General features: G+C 41.5%; 13 protein-coding genes. 7 read left to right on the top strand and 6 right to left on the bottom strand.

What is annotated here, in order from left to right; all coding sequences use genetic code 11:
• Positions 1-168: 168 nt before the first annotated feature.
• Positions 169-939 carry an acyl-CoA desaturase gene (locus ABJD64_RS18250; protein WP_348180818.1) on the bottom strand — a complete coding sequence of 257 codons (771 nt, stop codon included), beginning with the start codon at positions 937-939 and terminating at the stop codon, positions 169-171.
• 141 nt (positions 940-1,080) lie between these two features.
• Here ABJD64_RS18250 and uvrA point away from each other — a divergent pair, with 141 nt between their 5' ends.
• Positions 1,081-3,897 carry an excinuclease ABC subunit UvrA gene (gene uvrA, locus ABJD64_RS18255; protein WP_348180817.1) on the top strand — a complete coding sequence of 939 codons (2,817 nt, stop codon included), beginning with the start codon at positions 1,081-1,083 and terminating at the stop codon, positions 3,895-3,897.
• Positions 3,897-5,069: a DUF1343 domain-containing protein gene (locus tag ABJD64_RS18260; protein ID WP_348180816.1), complete on the top strand. Its 1,173-nt coding sequence runs from the start codon at positions 3,897-3,899 to the stop codon at positions 5,067-5,069. The genes uvrA and ABJD64_RS18260 overlap by 1 nt, the downstream gene beginning before the upstream one ends.
• 24 nt (positions 5,070-5,093) lie before the next feature.
• Here ABJD64_RS18260 and ABJD64_RS18265 read toward each other — a convergent pair whose 3' ends face one another.
• A complete protein-coding gene (locus tag ABJD64_RS18265) occupies positions 5,094-6,479 on the bottom strand; it encodes a hypothetical protein (RefSeq protein ID WP_348208205.1) in 1,386 nt (461 codons plus the stop codon).
• 331 nt (positions 6,480-6,810) lie between these two features.
• Here ABJD64_RS18265 and ABJD64_RS18270 point away from each other — a divergent pair, with 331 nt between their 5' ends.
• Positions 6,811-8,997 (top strand): bifunctional alpha,alpha-trehalose-phosphate synthase (UDP-forming)/trehalose-phosphatase, encoded by a 2,187-nt coding sequence (locus tag ABJD64_RS18270; protein WP_348180814.1) that lies wholly within the window; start codon positions 6,811-6,813, stop codon positions 8,995-8,997.
• Positions 8,998-9,087: 90 nt separating this feature from the next.
• Entirely contained in the window at positions 9,088-9,915 is an 828-nt protein-coding gene (locus ABJD64_RS18275; RefSeq protein ID WP_348180813.1) for a hypothetical protein, read from the top strand.
• A gap of 39 nt (positions 9,916-9,954) precedes the next feature.
• On the opposite strand, the gene ABJD64_RS18280 is transcribed toward ABJD64_RS18275, so the two are convergent.
• From ABJD64_RS18280 to ABJD64_RS18290, 3 genes are read right to left on the bottom strand one after another with little or no spacing between them, the layout of a single operon-like run.
• Positions 9,955-10,440 carry a hypothetical protein gene (locus ABJD64_RS18280; protein ID WP_348180812.1) on the bottom strand — a complete coding sequence of 162 codons (486 nt, stop codon included), beginning with the start codon at positions 10,438-10,440 and terminating at the stop codon, positions 9,955-9,957.
• A gap of 58 nt (positions 10,441-10,498) precedes the next feature.
• A complete protein-coding gene (locus tag ABJD64_RS18285) occupies positions 10,499-10,870 on the bottom strand; it encodes a DUF3703 domain-containing protein (RefSeq protein ID WP_348180811.1) in 372 nt (123 codons plus the stop codon).
• 51 nt (positions 10,871-10,921) lie between these two features.
• Complete coding sequence (locus ABJD64_RS18290) at positions 10,922-11,149, bottom strand: Kazal-type serine protease inhibitor domain-containing protein (protein WP_348180810.1); 228 nt, start codon at positions 11,147-11,149, stop codon at positions 10,922-10,924.
• Between the two features lie 137 nt (positions 11,150-11,286).
• Between ABJD64_RS18290 and ABJD64_RS18295 the strand changes: the two genes are divergently transcribed.
• The gene (locus tag ABJD64_RS18295) at positions 11,287-11,631 is read left to right on the top strand and encodes a helix-turn-helix transcriptional regulator (RefSeq protein ID WP_348180809.1); all 345 of its coding nucleotides are present in this window, start codon (positions 11,287-11,289) and stop codon (positions 11,629-11,631) included.
• A complete protein-coding gene (locus ABJD64_RS18300) occupies positions 11,631-14,216 on the top strand; it encodes an ABC transporter permease (RefSeq protein ID WP_348180808.1) in 2,586 nt (861 codons plus the stop codon). The genes ABJD64_RS18295 and ABJD64_RS18300 overlap by 1 nt, the downstream gene beginning before the upstream one ends.
• Positions 14,217-14,270: 54 nt before the next feature.
• Here ABJD64_RS18300 and ABJD64_RS18305 read toward each other — a convergent pair whose 3' ends face one another.
• A complete protein-coding gene (locus ABJD64_RS18305; protein ID WP_348180807.1) occupies positions 14,271-15,398 on the bottom strand; it encodes a DUF2911 domain-containing protein in 1,128 nt (375 codons plus the stop codon).
• A 253-nt stretch (positions 15,399-15,651) separates the two neighbouring features.
• On the opposite strand from ABJD64_RS18305, the gene ABJD64_RS18310 reads away from it, so the two are divergent.
• Positions 15,652-16,095 (top strand): DUF1801 domain-containing protein, encoded by a 444-nt coding sequence (locus tag ABJD64_RS18310; protein ID WP_348180806.1) that lies wholly within the window; start codon positions 15,652-15,654, stop codon positions 16,093-16,095.
• The last annotated feature ends 159 nt before the right edge of the window (positions 16,096-16,254 follow it).

The following is a 16,254-nucleotide window of genomic DNA, read 5'->3' on the forward strand; positions in this document are numbered from 1 at the left end:
TGAGGTAAGAAGTCTCCCGTTGTACAACTGAAGTCGGAAACTCCTACCCTTGCAGTACTGTTGGGGACTTCTTCGCGTCGGCGAACCGCCGCTGGTCGAAGTGACGGCATAAAAAAACCCTGACCAAGCGATCAGGGTTTAAATCTTTTGAGATGCAATCAAATTACCTTAGGCTGCCTTTTTGAAGCTCTCTCTTTTTACTGAAACCTCCAGCTTATTGATATGAATGATTCCAATTTTATCCATCACCCACATAATTAAGTAAGTAGGGTCAATTTCGTGCCAACGCACACCGCCAAAATTGGCTCTGTTGCCATGTTTGTGGTGATTGTTGTGATAGCTTTCGCCCATCATTAGAAAATCAAATGGTAGCAAGTTCTTAGAAGTATCCCCTACTTTGAAATTTACATAACCATAGACATGTGCAAACCAGTTGATAATTGCGCCATGAATTGGGGCCATTAGAAAGGCAGCAGGTAAAAACAACCATTGCCACCAGGCCGTAGCAAAAGCTAAAAAGAAAAAGCTATAAGCTGCTCCCCAGGCAATCCTTGAGACCCAAGATCTGGCAAACTTGTCGAATGCAGTCCATTCGGGTACGTTGTCCGTAAATCTCTTATCAACTTCCATTTTTTTGCTTGTAATCGCAGAGTACGTGGTCTTGGTTCGCCACATCATCGCAAACAAGTTATCATCGTATTTCGGTGAGTGAGGATCTTTTTCTGTATCCGCATAGGCATGATGCATACGATGCATGATTCCATAGCCGTAAGCACTCAGGTAGTTTGAGCCTTGAAAAACCCAGGTAAGGAAGTAACAAAGCTTCTCCCCGAATCTGGACATTGTAAAACTCTGATGAGCAGAATATCGATGCAAGAAGAAAGTTTGAAAGAACAAACCTCCGTACCACATCACCAACATAAAGATTAATATTTCCATTTCAATTGTTTGTTTGCATATACAAGGACAGTATGAATCCTTATTTGTGACAAAGTTCGCTAAAAAAATCAATATTTTTCGATCTTATGCTTTTTGACTCTCGTATCTCTATCTTTGCGGATTGTTAAATTCTCTCTCTCGATGGCAGAAACATTAGAAAATAAGGTAGCTAAAAACATTGACCAATTAGACCCCAGGGACTATATCATCATCAAAGGTGCCAGGGTGAATAACCTTAAAAATCTGAGTGTGGCCATTCCCAGGAACAAGTTAGTGGTGGTGACCGGGTTATCAGGGTCAGGTAAGTCTTCGCTGGCTTTTGACACCTTGTTTGCCGAAGGACAAAGAAAGTATGTAGAGAGCCTGAGCTCTTATGCCCGCCAGTTTCTCGGAAGGATGGAAAAACCAGAGGTGGATTATATCAAAGGTGTTTCTCCTGCAGTGGCTATTGAGCAAAAAGTAAACACCAGAAACCCTCGATCTACAGTGGGTACCACCACAGAGATTTATGACTATATCAAATTGCTTTATGCAAGAATAGGTCAAACCATTTCGCCTATCAGTGGTCAGCCAGTTAAAAGAGATACCGTATCTTCTGTAGTCAATACCATCAACACATTTGACAATGGATCCAAATTTATGGTGAGTGCTCCCCTGACCCTGACAGAAGGCCGAACCTTAGAAATAGAGTTTAATATTCTGCTGAGCAAAGGTTTCACTCGAGTGCTGATTGATGGAGGAGTGGAGCAAATTGAGGATTTGGATGTCGAGCAAGTGGATCCTAATAGCGTTGAAATCTTGATTGATCGATTGAGTGTAAATCGCGAGGATGAGGATGCAAACTTTCGTCTTTCTGATTCTATCCAAACGGCTTTTTTCGAAGGCCATGGCGATTGTCATATTCAATTTACAAATGGAGAGGTTAGAAGGTTCTCTGATAGATTCGAGCTGGATGGGATGCTGTTTGAAGAACCTTCTGTAAACCTGTTTAGTTTCAATAACCCTTACGGTGCCTGCCGTAAGTGTGAGGGGTTTGGTAAAGTGCTGGGCATAGATCCGGACTTGGTAATAGCGGACAAGAACCTTTCGGTATATGAAGGAGCCATAGTTCCCTGGAGAAGCGAAACCATGAAAAAATGGTTGCAGCCCTTGCTGCAAATGGCACATGAAATAGATTTTCCTTTGCACCGACCGGTCAAGGACTTGACAGAGCAAGAGTATAACCTGCTCTGGGAAGGTCAAGGTAATTTTGAAGGACTTCATGCCTTTTACGCCTTTATTGAGTCCCAATTACACAAGATTCAGTATCGCGTGATGCTCTCACGATACCGAGGCAAGACTACGTGCCCGGATTGTAAAGGCACACGACTCCGCAAGGATTCCTTTTATGTAAAAGTAGGTGGAAAGCCCATTTCTGAATTGGTACTGATGCCTATCGATCAGGCACTAAACTTTTTTGAAAGCTTAGAACTAAGCGATTTTGACAGGCAGGTGGCAAAGAGAATTTTGAAGGAAATTCAAAATCGACTGAGTTATATGAAGGAAGTGGGGCTTGGTTACCTCACTCTCAATCGTTTGACCTCTAGCCTATCGGGAGGAGAATATCAGAGAATTAAATTAGCAACTTCATTAGGTAGCGCCCTGGTCGGCTCCATGTATATCCTGGATGAACCAAGTATCGGTTTGCATCCCAGAGACACTGCTCGCTTGGGCAACGTACTCAACACACTAAGAAATTTGGGAAATACAGTGATCGTAGTTGAGCACGAAGAAGAAGTAATGAAGCGCGCCGACCAAATTATTGATATCGGTCCGGCTGCGGGAATTCATGGCGGAGAATTGGTATTCCAGGGAGATTGGGATGCCATACTCGAGGAAAAAGAGTCCGTTACCGCTCGCTTTTTAAATGGGATTGAATTCATTCCAACACCGACCAGAAGGAGACCTTGGAAGCATAGCATTGATATTCTGGAGGCGAGAGAAAATAACCTGAAAAGAATAGATGTGTCCATTCCCCTGGGCGTGCTTACTGTGGTGACGGGTGTGAGTGGATCGGGCAAGTCGACTTTAATCAGAAAAATACTCTATCCGGCCTTGGGCAAAATTGTGGGGGTGACCGGTGAGGAAACAGGTAAGTTTGGCGGCTTGGATGGTGACTACAAAATGATCCAACGCATGGAGATGATTGATCAGAATCCATTAGGGCGCAGCTCCAGATCAAATCCTGTTACCTATGTGAAGGCCTACGATGCCATCCGACAACTTTATTCAGATCAGCCCACCGCAAAACAAAGAAATTTGAAGCCAGCACATTTTTCCTTTAATGTGGATGGCGGACGATGCGAAACTTGCCAGGGAGAAGGAGAGGTGAAAATAGAAATGCAGTTTATGGCCGATTTGCACCTTACATGTGATGAATGCAAAGGCAAGCGCTTCAAAGACGACATTCTGGAAGTGACCTATAAGGATAAGCACATCGCTGATATTTTGGATATGAGCATTGAGGAAAGCCTGGACTTCTTTAGAGATCAAAGATCAATTGTCTCTAAGCTCCAGCCATTGGACGATGTGGGATTAGGATATGTCAAGCTCGGCCAATCTTCAAACTCGCTCAGCGGAGGAGAGGCACAGCGTGTGAAGCTGGCTTCATTCCTTGGTAAAGGACAAGGTCAGAACAAAGAAAAAATCCTTTTCATATTTGATGAGCCAACCACTGGCCTTCATTTTAAAGACATAGAAAAGCTTCTTGACAGTATCAATGCTTTAGTTGATCAAGGTAACTCTGTAGTGATCATAGAGCATAATATGGAGATCATAAAATCAGCCGATTGGATCATTGATCTTGGCCCGGATGGTGGTGATGGCGGAGGGAGTTTATGTTTTGCCGGTACACCGGACGAGATGGTCAAGTTGGAAAATAACCACACGGCAAAGTATCTTCGGGAGAAAATCAACTAATGGTCATTACAGGATTAGAAACGTTAAAAAAGAATGGATTAGACCTAAAAGGCAACATTGGCTACCTCTGCCATGCGGCCTCTGTAGATACAAACTACGTCCATGGCATTGATGTGGTTAAGTCAGTATTTGGTTCTAGACTTAAAAAACTCTTTTCTCCTCAACATGGTCTTTTTGCAGATGTACAGGATAATATGGTAGAGTCCGGTCATTTCCACCATGAACATTACGACTTACCCGTTTATAGCCTCTATTCAGAAACAAGGAAACCAACAGCAGAAATGCTTCAGGGGCTCGACCATGTACTTATAGACCTACAAGATGTAGGTACCAGAGTCTATACCTATATCTACACGGTGACCTATATGATGGAGGCTTGTGCCGAAAATGGTGTGGAGGTGATTATTTTGGATCGCCCCAATCCGATTGGAGGAATAAAGGTTGAAGGAAATATGCTGGATTTGTCTTACCAGTCATTTGTAGGACGGCACGAGTTACCCATGCGCCATGGAATGACTATTGGTGAGGTCGCTTTAATGGCCAAAAAGCATTGGGGGATTGACTGTGAACTTACCGTTATTGAAATGCAGGGCTGGAATCGCGAGATGTTCTTCGGAGACACCCAATTGCCCTGGGTACTTCCATCCCCTAACCTCCCTAATCCTGAAACAGCCTTTTCTTTTGTAGGTACAGTATTGTTTGAAGGAACTAATATTTCGGAAGGACGAGGTACCACCAAAAGCCTTGAGACGGTTGGCCATCCGGCAATGGCAAATTACAAATTGCTCGAACACCTAAACAACATATTTGCGGCCTCTGATTTGAAGGGATTTGTCCTTCGTCCGGTTTCGTATATACCGACCTTTCAAAAACATGCCGGAAAAGTGTGCCATGGTTATCAGGTTCATGTGACAGACTTTGAAGCGTTTACTCCATGGGCAGTTGGTCAGGTTTTATGCCGTGAATTTTATCACCATCTAGATCATGATTTTCAGTGGAAGCAGCCGCCTTATGAGTATGAAGAAAAACTACTTCCCATCGACATTTTGAATGGTACAGATCAAGTTCGAAAATGGGTGGAAAGGAACGGCTCTATTGAGGAGCTAAAAAAACTCGAAAACCTTGGAATGTCGGATTATCTACACTGGCGCGATGAAATTTTGCTGTATTAGTCCAAAGCTCTTTTTTATGAGAGCCTATTCATACAGCATCTCATAGGTGCGGCTTGATGTTATAGTTCCATCAGGTAAGCGGTAATTCATGTCATACTTATAGGCATCTGGGCTTACAGGTTTTAAAAGATGATCTGATATTAGCTCCATGCGGGGAGTTGGAGGAAGATCGCTATTTATTACTTCGTACCTAAGGTTGCCAAATTCGTACCAAGTTGAAAATGAAATGTAGTTGCCTATTTTGAACGTTGTTGTTGATATAGGGTTTGCCAATCCAGTTTGTATCTCTGTATCAGTCAAACCAGATAACTCGTCTTCAAATTCAAAATTCATATTTAAAAATAGCGAGTCACCAAGTTCTTTGGGACCGGTAAATTCGTATTCAAAATTAGAAAAGGGAGCATAAATTAGCGATTTAATATACAGATTGAACCAATCATTCCCTTCAGGGTTAAATGCCAGTTGAACCAAACCAGTGCAATAAGGGTGAACATAAGAGTCTTGCCCGATAAAACTTGCCAGGCCAGAACCCGCTTCTGCCAGATCGAACCCCTCATCAATAATTGAAGCTGTCTGATTGAGGCCATACACAGTCCTGAATTTATATGAAATGTTAGCTTTTTGCTCATGCGCAAGGTTTTCTATTTTTTGCTCAAACTTGTCATATTTACTGGTTCGAAAATCAATCCTTTTGAGGAGAGTGCTGTTATCATATAGCTCAACTGCATAAATGGTTTCGTTTTCTAGCGTGGGCAGATCAAAGTCTAGTCTGTTCTTTTCCTGGTTTTTAGTTACGCCAGAAGCGTGAAAAACCTCGCCACTTGTATTCAGCCAGGAGACCGAGAGCTTCGAAATATCTGTTGGAAGTCTTTCCAAAAAGAAAAAGGCCTTGTCATATTCACTCTTTAGAAAGTAATATTGTCTATTCACAGGGTAAGTACCTATGATTACTTCGGTTGGAAAAGACACCGAAGTTGTACTGATTTCATATTGTTTTGTAGTTGTTTCTATCAATACCCCACTTTCATCCAGCCATTGAATCTCAATAACTAAATCAACCATTGAGCTTGATGGCAACAATTCTTTACTCCAGATCTCCATTCGGTCTGTAGCAACAATTGAGGAGTCGAAGGCCAGATCACCTAAAGAAATAGAGATCAACCTTGCCTGATAGTAAGATTGGTTTGACGTGACATAGTAAGTCGAATCAAACCCTCTGAAAACATTTGAAAATTCCAGGTAGATTGTATCGTTGACATCTACCTCAATTTGTGTATTGCCTTCCGCGAAAAGCTCAGGAAGAGTTATCGAGTTCTCTTCATCTTCACTGCAACTTGCTAGCATTGCAAGAGTCATGAAGGAGAATGTAGTTATTATAAGGTGAAAAAGTAACGTTTTTCTTTTGGTCATGGGATGCTGATAGTTGATTATCTTCGACTAATTCAATCTGTGCAAAGAATAGGTGCAGTCTTTTGAGAAGCAAATCCAATCAGGATTTTATCAGATACTATGTTGATCTAAAATGATACTATGATCACACATCAGGCATCAAAAATTATTAGAGAATCATGCAGATTGTGTTATTACTCAATCTTAGCTCAATATTTATACTTACATTTAAACTACAGTTGACCCAGAACTGATTGGTGTACTTGACTCTTTAAGTACAACGTTGTACCAATGTCGTGAAATGATCCCGTTTTACGATTTTGATAAGTAATCTTAATTTCAAAATTAAATCATGGCTACATTGCAAAAATCCAAAACAATCATTGTATCTAATCGACTACCGGTAAGAATTGTAAAAGAAGAAGACAAACTCACCTTTATGCCCAGTGAAGGAGGCCTGGCTACTGGTCTGGGTTCTATATACAAACAAGGCGATAATATTTGGCTGGGTTGGCCTGGCGCTGTTCTGTCAAACAAAAAGGAAGAGACCAAGACGGAGAATGAACTCAAGGAGCAGAACATGGCGCCTGTTTTTCTGACAGATGAAGATATAGAGCTTTATTACGAAGGGTTTTCCAATGAAACATTATGGCCCAATTTTCATTACTTCAACCAATTCTCAGAATTCAAGGAAGAATATTGGGAGTCGTATAAAAAAGTAAATCAAAAATTTGCTGACCAAATATTGAAAAACGCCAATCCGAATGATATCATCTGGATACATGATTATCAATTGCTATTGTTGCCTGCGATGATCAGAGCAGAACGGCCGGATATTTCAATTGGATTCTTTCTTCACATCCCTTTTCCCTCTTATGAATCATTTCGATTGTTACCCTGGCGACGTGAATTGCTAGTTGGAATGCTTGGAGCCGATTTCTTAGGCTTTCATACCTATGACGATACCAGACATTTCCTTTCTTCAGTGAGTCGATTGGCTGGGGTTGGTAATGAACATGGTAATATCAACTACAACAACCGCCAGATTATGGCCGATGCCTTGCCTATGGGGATCGACTATGACAAGTATGCTGAAACGGCCGCTGCACCAGAGACGCTAGAAAGAGAAGTCCGTTATCGAACCAGTATTGGGACAGAGAAACTAATTCTGTCCATTGATAGATTGGATTATTCGAAAGGGATACCTCAACGGCTCAGGGCCTTTCAAAAGTTGCTGGACCGTCATCCTGAGTACCTGGAAAAGGTGTCCATGCTAATGGTGGTTGTCCCCTCGCGTGATCAGGTGGGTAAATACAAAGAGCTGAAGGAAGAGATTGACCTACTGGTTGGTCGGATCAACGGTCAGTATTCTCGTTTGAGTTGGACACCTATTCATTACTTCTACCGATCATATCCGCTACATGCCCTGTCTGCTTTTTACCGAATGGCGCATGTCTGCCTAGTCAGTCCTATGCGAGATGGAATGAACCTCGTTTGTAAAGAATTTATTGCCAGTAAACTCGACAAAAAAGGCGTGCTGGTTCTAAGTGAAATGGCAGGTGCCTCTAAGGAATTGTCAGATGCCTTATTGGTCAACCCCAATAATAGTGAGCAAATGGTTGAAGCCATTCGAGAAGCGCTTGAAATGGAAGAAAGTGAACAAGTCCAGCGAATGACGGTCATGCAGAACACAATCAAAAGATACAACATCTACAGTTGGGTTGATCTTTTTATGAATCGGCTTGAAATCGTGAAAAAAGCCCAACGTTCTCTCACCACAAAATTGCTTGATGACCAGTCTAGCCAGGCCTTGAACACGACTTATAAAAAGTCTAAGAAGCCGTTGATATTTCTTGATTATGATGGAACCCTCAAAGGGTTTTACGGCGACCCACAGGCAGCCAGACCAGATCCAGAGTTGTATGATATAGTAAACGGACTAACCAAAAGAGCCCATGTGGTGATCATAAGTGGCAGAGACAAGGAAACCTTGGGAGAATGGTTTAAGTCATCGAAAGTAGACCTCATTGGAGAGCACGGCGTTTGGCTTAGGGCTCATAAAGAAGAATGGCACACGATTACCAACCTTACCGATGTGTGGAAGGCAAGCACCAGGGAAGTACTAGAAGGCTATGTAGCACGAACACCGGGTTCCTTCGTGGAGGAAAAGGACTATTCTTTGGTTTGGCACTATCGAAAGGTAGAAACCGGGCTTGGTGAGCTCAGAACCCGAGAACTGACCAGTCATCTAAAGTACCTGGCATCGAATCAGAATCTTCAGGTACTTGAAGGTGATATGGTAGTGGAAATAAAAAGTACAGAGATCAATAAAGGCCGCGCCGCACGAAATTGGATGAAGCGCTACGAAGGAGCTGATTTCATTATGGCAGTTGGCGATGACTGGACTGACGAAGATACCTTCAAAGCCATGCCGAAAGACGCCTACACCATCAAAGTAGGAAGCTCGAATTCGGCAGCTAAGTTTAGCGTCAATGGATTTGAGGCTGTAAGAGCCTTGTTAAAAGGAATGGTAGGGTAGTAATCCGTTGCCATCGGATAAATTCACGGAGAAGTGTTGACGTTTTGCATTATTTAGACATTACTTTTAATAAATAATGTCAACAAAATCATGATACTACAAAAAACTAAACTCACGACCCTCATTGGTATATTCCTTTTTTCGTTCAACTCCTTGGCGCAAAGTCCTTGGCTCAATAATAATAAACCAGGATTTGTGGCTTTTGAATTTTCAAAAGTCAGTTTAAAAGGAGATAGTGACCTGGGATTTTTGACAGGTACTTATGATTTGTCCGGCGGTTTTTCCATCGGGGAGAAAAGTGAATTAATTGTCGATTTGCCCATAGCACACTTTAAGGCAACAGATGATTTCTTTGGATCTGTATCCGAGACAACGGTGGGAAACCTGTATCTAGGCCTTCGGACAGGAGATCGGTCTAAAAGAATTAGGGGAGAGTTTGGAGTTTATCTGCCGACCACTGCCGACGACAAATTGTTTGCGAGTTCCATTGGTGCGTTTTCTGTACCCAACAGAGAAGAAAAATTCTTTATTAATGTTTGGGGACTTTCCGCCAGAGCGATAGCGGAAAAGAACATAAATGATGCGGGAGCATACTATAGGTTTAGAGGTGGCCTGGTTTATCTCCGTGATTCGGATGCTGAACTTTCAGCATTATACCTGGACTATTCGGGACAAATAGGGGTAAGAACAGAAAATGGAATAGGCATATTGGCCGGTATCAGCGGTAGAACGGGCATTGGTGATGATTCTAAATATGCAGAAGATGACAGTTCTTCTTTTTTGTTTGCTCTGGGATTGAGCTATCTAACCAGAAATTTCGAGCCTGGACTTACACTAAATTTGCCACTGGATGAACCGTACAAACAACTCATCAACAATGTGATTAATGTGAGCCTATTATTTCATCTGGGTGAGTAGGAAATGAAAACGTAAAAGGGTGAATATCTATTTACCCTTTTAAAGTTCCTGTGTCATCTTGGCCAGATTAATAGTTTCTGCCTGCTGAAAATAAATTTCACGTACGGACTCCATTTGTCCCCAGAGGTATTTATGACCCTTCAGACCTTTTGTAGATCTCATTCGTCTTTTGAGTCTGGCGATTTCCCGGTCCGTCGCTTTTCTCTTCTCACCGAGTTGGCCATAAAGCTTTACTGCCGGATAGTGTTCAAACCTTCCTTTGAACAAGGACTTGATCCAAAATAATCGACTACTGTTCACACCAAGCACGCATACGTTCTTGTTGATACTTGCGTGTGCAGGGAGTTTGGATGGAAACATTTCAAAATAAAAACCAGCCTGGTTATCATTCAAAAAGAGAGAGCCAATAGGTGTGACTGTTGGCCTATCGTCTGAACCAACTGAGGCTATCGAAACGTGAAGATTAGATTTAAAACTTTGATTGAAATGCTTCCGGATTTTGCTCCAGTCTGTTTGTAGATTCATAGGTGCAATTCTGTTTGATGAATGAAACGAAGTTTTCTTTCATGGGGATGTAGGAACTTCAATTATTTTCCAGTTCTGAAAACATCTTCATTATGTCTGCAGGTATTTGCTGAGGTTTGGTCATTGAAACCTTTGTGCTACCGATGTTCCCCTTGGGTATTTGGTTGATAAATGAAAACGGGCCACCCAACGATAGTCGAATCACCTGTCCAAAAATTTCTCGAAAACTTTTTTCACGAACCCCCTGGCGAAGCATTTTCCAATGCACTTTGGTATGTGGCCAGGGATAGGCCTGCGCGATAATATGAGCACGCTCCAAGTGATACCAAACTTGATCTTGATGGTCTCTGGTCAGTGCTTTACGATAGTCCACGACTTCTTTTTCATAATAGGGTTTTAGGTCAACGGGCATTTTTAGATTGAACTTCATTTTTTCTTACAAAGGTGGATGGGTTTAGATAGTAATGCTTGTATAAACCTGCTATTCACATTCGCCACTTTCCCAAAGCGTCACACCAGAATTTAAGGCATTACATGCGTTGCTATAGGTCTTATTGTCACAGCCACAAACTGGACTATATTCCATTGTACAGATACCATCGGGGTCGATTTTGGATTCATCGATACATGGTTGTGAAGAACTGGGCTCTTCGCATTGGGCGGAAGCCAAAAGGAGAGCGGTCATGATGAGGGGTAAGGTAGATTTCATAGCTCGGAAGTTTCCGTCAAGTTAAATAATTCTTCAATCTTATAGGATCATCGGTGTATTGAAAATTAGGCAACTGAAATTATACAAAACTGAAACTAATACATTAAATTCACGTTTGTATAACAAATCATTATCGAATGGGAAATACGAAAGGAAATCATTTAGGAGAATTTGAAGAATTGACGTTGCTCACTGTTGGAGCCCTTTTTGATGAGGCCTATGGAGTGGCAGTCATGGATGAGATTGCTTCTAGGACCGGAAGAAGTGTGAACATTAGTGCCGTTCATGAGGTACTCAAGAGATTGGAAAAGAAAGGATTCGTACAATCCAGAATGGGCGGTGCCACCAACGAGAGAGGAGGTAGACGCAAGCGATATTTCACACTCACATTCGAAGGAAAAACTGCTTTGGATCAATCTATTGGCTTGCGCAATGAACTCTACAATGCCATACCAAAACTCACTTTTAATTTTTCTCAATAGTGAACCTTATTCCTCCCAAATGGGCTGATCGGTTTTTACGATGGTATTGTCACCCTGATCTTCTGGAAGAAATTCAAGGAGATACGGAGGAACTATTTTATCGTCGGGCTGCAGAAGAAGGAGAAAAGAAGGCCAAACGCAAATATATCTGGGATGTAATCAGATTCTTTAGGTGGTCTAATCTGAAAAAGTCAAACAAACTCAAAATAAACTCACTCATTATGTTTAACAGTTATTTAAAAATCGGATTTCGAAATCTCTCCAAGAATTGGGTGATTTCCATTATTAATATCTTCGGACTTGCCCTGGCCGTAGGCTCGGCAATCACAGTATTCATATTTGTGGATTTGCAACACAATATGGACTCCTTTCATTCGAAAAAAGATCGCATATATGCACTAATCAATCATGTGACAGACGAAAACGGAACGGAATTTTGGGCAACAAATCCCTTCCTATTAGGGCCGGACCTCAAGGACAATCACACCATAGTAGAGAACGTGGTACGAGCAAAGTTCGATTATGGAAATATGCGCTATGAAAACAAGGTGTTTAGGGAAACAATTACTTATGTGGACTCTTCCATATTTAATATGTTTGACTTCCAGCTAGCATCTGGAGCAAGAAATGCTCTTAGCGAAAAACAGAACATGGTCATCAGCTCATTGATAGCTGAAAAATACTTTGGTGAGGAGGACCCAATTGGGCAGGTTATTTCCATCAAATTTAATGGAAATCGCACCCAGTCTTATGCCATCGCCGGCGTACTGGAAAAGTATTCTGCCAATACCAGTTTTAGATTTGACGTTCTTGTTCCTGTGTCCAACATAAGAGAGTTAAGAGATGAAAATGTTTCTTGGGATTGGCTGACTTCAGCCACTTTTGTCCAATTGAATGAAGGACATTCTCCATCCGAATTAGACGCTCAAATGGACAAATACATCACTTTGCACAATGAGGCTACATCCGATTGGAAGATTGAGAAATTCGAATTTGTTCCATTAGACCAGTTTGCGTTACGTTCTTATGAAATCCGTAGAAGCATTGCCATGGGAGGACATCCAGCCGGAAGATTAACCATAGGAATAATTTCATTCATATTGCTGGCATTAGCCTGTTTCAATTATATGAATATTGCAGTGGCTTCTGCAGCCAAACGTTTGAAAGAAATAGCACTGCGCAAAGTGATGGGAGGCAACAGAACGCATATAGTGCATCAATTCATGACCGAAAACGTCATACTATGCGCATTTTCCATGGCCCTCGGAACTCTCCTGAGTTACTACCTTTTTGTACCTGGATTTAATATGATGCTTCCATTTGCCATGCCATTTACATTTTCTTCCTTTAGGTTAGGTGTACTTTTTTTTGGAGGCCTATTGGTGGTTATTGGCCTGGCTTCAGGCTCATATCCTGCCTTTTATATTTCCAAATTTCAGCCGGTGAGCATTTTTAAAGGAAACCAAAAACTAGGTGGAAAGAATTTATTTAGCAAGGTCCTTTTGTCCATGCAATTAATACTGGCATTTATGACAGTGGTTGCCTGTTTTGTTTTCTCAGAAAATGGCAGGCATTTTAATGCTAAAGATTGGGGATATAATCCAAACGGTCTCTTTACTGTTGTCATTCAAAACGAGCATCAATATAATGAACTGTCAAAATTGGCTCAACAGATTCCGGCAGTTGAGATGTTCACTGCTTCTAATGCACATATCAATTCTTATGACCCACTTACTACTGTAGAAAACCTCGGAGTGGAAATCAAATCTAATCATTATCGATGTGCACCAAACTATCCTCAGACTATGAACTTAAGGCTGATGGAAGGTAAATACTTTGATGAAAGACAGAACGCAGAAGCATCCAACTTGGCAATAATTGACGATGTATTTGTTAAAAAGATGGGCTGGTTGGAGCCATTAAATCAAACGTTCACCCATGACAGCAGTACCTTTACAGTTATTGGGGTGGTAGAGAGTTTTTATCTATACGGTTTTCATTCCGAAAAGACACCGGCCTTCTTCACACTCACTGACCCAAAAGATTTCTTATACTTTACATTCAAGGTTCCCGAAGATCAAATGTTTGATATCGACGACCAGGTACGTGAAGCATGGTTTGATATAGCTCCCAATGACCCATTCAATAGAAAATTTCAGATGTTTGCTTTTGATGGATTCTATCAATCCAACGACGCCAATATCGCGCTCATGGGTGTAGTTTCCTTTTTTGCCATCATACTTGGATGTATGGGCCTATTTGGATTGTTGTCATTCAATCTTCAGCGAAGAATGAAGGAATTTGGAGTTAGAAAAGTACTTGGCGCTGAGAGAGGAACTTTAATTAAGCTAGCCAACAAAGAATACTTGTGGGTTATGGTTGTGTCCTTCTTTCTTGGAGCTCCATTGGGATACCTGTTAATGGACAAATTGTTAAATCTGATGTATCAAGACCCTTTGCAGATCACCGCGATTCCATTTATACTGTCCATCGCTCTAATGGCAATTACAGTTGGACTGACCGTGACAGGTCAAATTCTAAACGTCACCAAAGTAAATCCGGCTGAGATTCTAAGATCTGAGTAATAAAAAAGGGCCAGCAATTTGCTGGCCCCAAACATTATCCAAATTGGAAAAATCTTAAGATCCGTATGCGCTCGTGTCTACGCCCATCTCTTTCAAAAGTTTGATGGAGTTAGCTTTTACGTTGGCTGCGGGGTTGAGGGATAGAGACTTCTTCAAATGCTTGATGGCATTCTTGTTATCTCCTTTTGTTTTATAGGCTTCACCTAAACTATCCCAGCAGTTAGCATTTTTAGGGTTTCTTTTCGCGTTTAGTGTGAAATACTCAATAGCCTTATCGTAATTCTGCTGCCCCAGCATTTGATATCCTAAGAAGTTCAGTTGACCTACATTAGCTAAGGCTACAGATTCGTCTCTGAGCTTCTGAGCCTCTGCTGTTTTATTTTGCTGAGTTAGCAATTGTGCCTTAGTGGCTAGGTTGTTGAAATTTTTAGTATTAGCAATGGATCGGTCCACCCACTGAATGGCCTCTTCGTGATTGATGTTGTTTTGTGCACAATATTGTGCCGCTTGATTAGGTCCTTGCCATCCGAATCCAGGAATAGATCTCAACTCATCTCTAAAATTAGCTAGCACGATTTCGTGTACATCATACTCAACTTTGAATGGGATTGCTTTTTTCTCCCATTTTAATGCCACTGTTGCACTCGTATTATCCATAGCAACTACATCGTAAGTCAGAACCTCCGTATGAGCGATATCCATAGTTTGTACGTCTACTCTAAGTGCGTCTTCTGCTTCTTTGTAATAGAAACTTCCCCAGGAAGAGCTATTGTTTGAGAAAATTACGGTTGCTTTTCCATCCTCATAAATGGCCATATGCAAGCCATAAGTTCCGGCTTTCAAATCTTTGCCTTCAATTTTTACATCATCCGAGAAAGTAACAGTGGTATTTTCATTCGCACCGGCTCTCCATGGAATATTGCTTCCGTCTACAAACGTTGTAGCGTCGAATCCATAAGGCACCAATGTACCCCAAATCTGCCCTGTACGATCAGTTCCTCTAAGCGTGACTCGAGGTCTGCTATAATTGACCTTCACCGTCGAGATGCCAATCGTTTGTGTCATTTCACTCGCAGGGACAACGGCCCTTGGTGTGGTTACGTTTTGGGCACTTACCTCCCAACACAGCAAAGCGACAAGCGCTGCTGTAAAAAGTGCTTGCATGTTAGTTTTTGTCTTCATAATATAAATGGTTATGGTATTTGAATTTTTAACAAGTAGATAAACGTGTATCCTTTATGGGGGAGGAGATTTTGTGATAGACGGCAAATTCCGTGATAAGAGGTTTGAAGACGGTGATGATAGGGGAACTATTTTGTGTCTAAATCCTCGATTTAGGCCATTTAAAGCATACCCTTATACATTAAAAGCATATTTTATCTCTGGTGGTTCTCTTATGAATGTGCTAATTTTAGCTGCTATCAAATAAAAAGCCATGCAAAGCTCAGCTACTTCAGTACAAGAATATATTGAAACACTTCCGGAAGATCGCGCTCGGGCCATTAGTTCAGTTCGCGATGTTATTCTCAAAAATCTCCCAAAGGGCATCGAAGAAACTATGAACTACGGGATGATCAGCTACGAAGTGCCGCTCGAAGTTTATCCGGATACCTACAATAAGAAGCCACTGATGTTTGCTGCACTGGCGTCACAAAAAAACCATATGGCGGTATATCTAAGCGGGATTTATTGTGATGAAACTTTAAGAATGAATTTTGAAAATGAATATCGAGCCAGTGGAAAGAAAATGGATATGGGAAAAAGTTGCGTCCGATTCCGGAAATTGGAAAACCTTCCATTAGATGTAATCGGTAAGGCGATCGGAGCCATTGACATGGAAACTTTTGTGCTAATCACCAAAGGGCATAAAAAGAAATAAGATAATCCCGTTTAGACTTTTTTCAAATTTTTGTAGGGGTAGATTAAAGTTTGGTTTTCTTGACTCTAGAAATTGAATTTTTCCAGTGAGTTGGTAACCATTTGCGTCTAAAAGCTGTCTTTCTGTAAGTCAGCATATTGACATACGCTAACTCAAAAC

The sequence above is a fragment of the Reichenbachiella sp. genome (assembly GCF_039944555.1).
Taxonomy (GTDB): Bacteria; Bacteroidota; Bacteroidia; order Cytophagales; family Cyclobacteriaceae; genus Reichenbachiella.

Bases quoted from the DNA above. Each gene is read 5' to 3' on its own strand.
- ABJD64_RS18265 (WP_348208205.1), bottom strand. From the start codon at position 6,479: ATGACCAAAAGAAAAACGTTACTTTTTCACCTTATAATAACTACATTC.
- uvrA (WP_348180817.1), top strand. From the start codon at position 1,081: ATGGCAGAAACATTAGAAAATAAGGTAGCTAAAAACATTGACCAATTA.
- ABJD64_RS18295 (WP_348180809.1), top strand. From the start codon at position 11,287: ATGGGAAATACGAAAGGAAATCATTTAGGAGAATTTGAAGAATTGACG.
- ABJD64_RS18310 (WP_348180806.1), top strand. From the start codon at position 15,652: ATGCAAAGCTCAGCTACTTCAGTACAAGAATATATTGAAACACTTCCG.
- ABJD64_RS18250 (WP_348180818.1), bottom strand. From the start codon at position 939: ATGGAAATATTAATCTTTATGTTGGTGATGTGGTACGGAGGTTTGTTC.
- ABJD64_RS18270 (WP_348180814.1), top strand. From the start codon at position 6,811: ATGGCTACATTGCAAAAATCCAAAACAATCATTGTATCTAATCGACTA.
- ABJD64_RS18260 (WP_348180816.1), top strand. From the start codon at position 3,897: ATGGTCATTACAGGATTAGAAACGTTAAAAAAGAATGGATTAGACCTA.
- ABJD64_RS18275 (WP_348180813.1), top strand. From the start codon at position 9,088: ATGATACTACAAAAAACTAAACTCACGACCCTCATTGGTATATTCCTT.
- ABJD64_RS18290 (WP_348180810.1), bottom strand. From the start codon at position 11,149: ATGAAATCTACCTTACCCCTCATCATGACCGCTCTCCTTTTGGCTTCC.
- ABJD64_RS18285 (WP_348180811.1), bottom strand. From the start codon at position 10,870: ATGAAGTTCAATCTAAAAATGCCCGTTGACCTAAAACCCTATTATGAA.
- ABJD64_RS18305 (WP_348180807.1), bottom strand. From the start codon at position 15,398: ATGAAGACAAAAACTAACATGCAAGCACTTTTTACAGCAGCGCTTGTC.
- ABJD64_RS18280 (WP_348180812.1), bottom strand. From the start codon at position 10,440: ATGAATCTACAAACAGACTGGAGCAAAATCCGGAAGCATTTCAATCAA.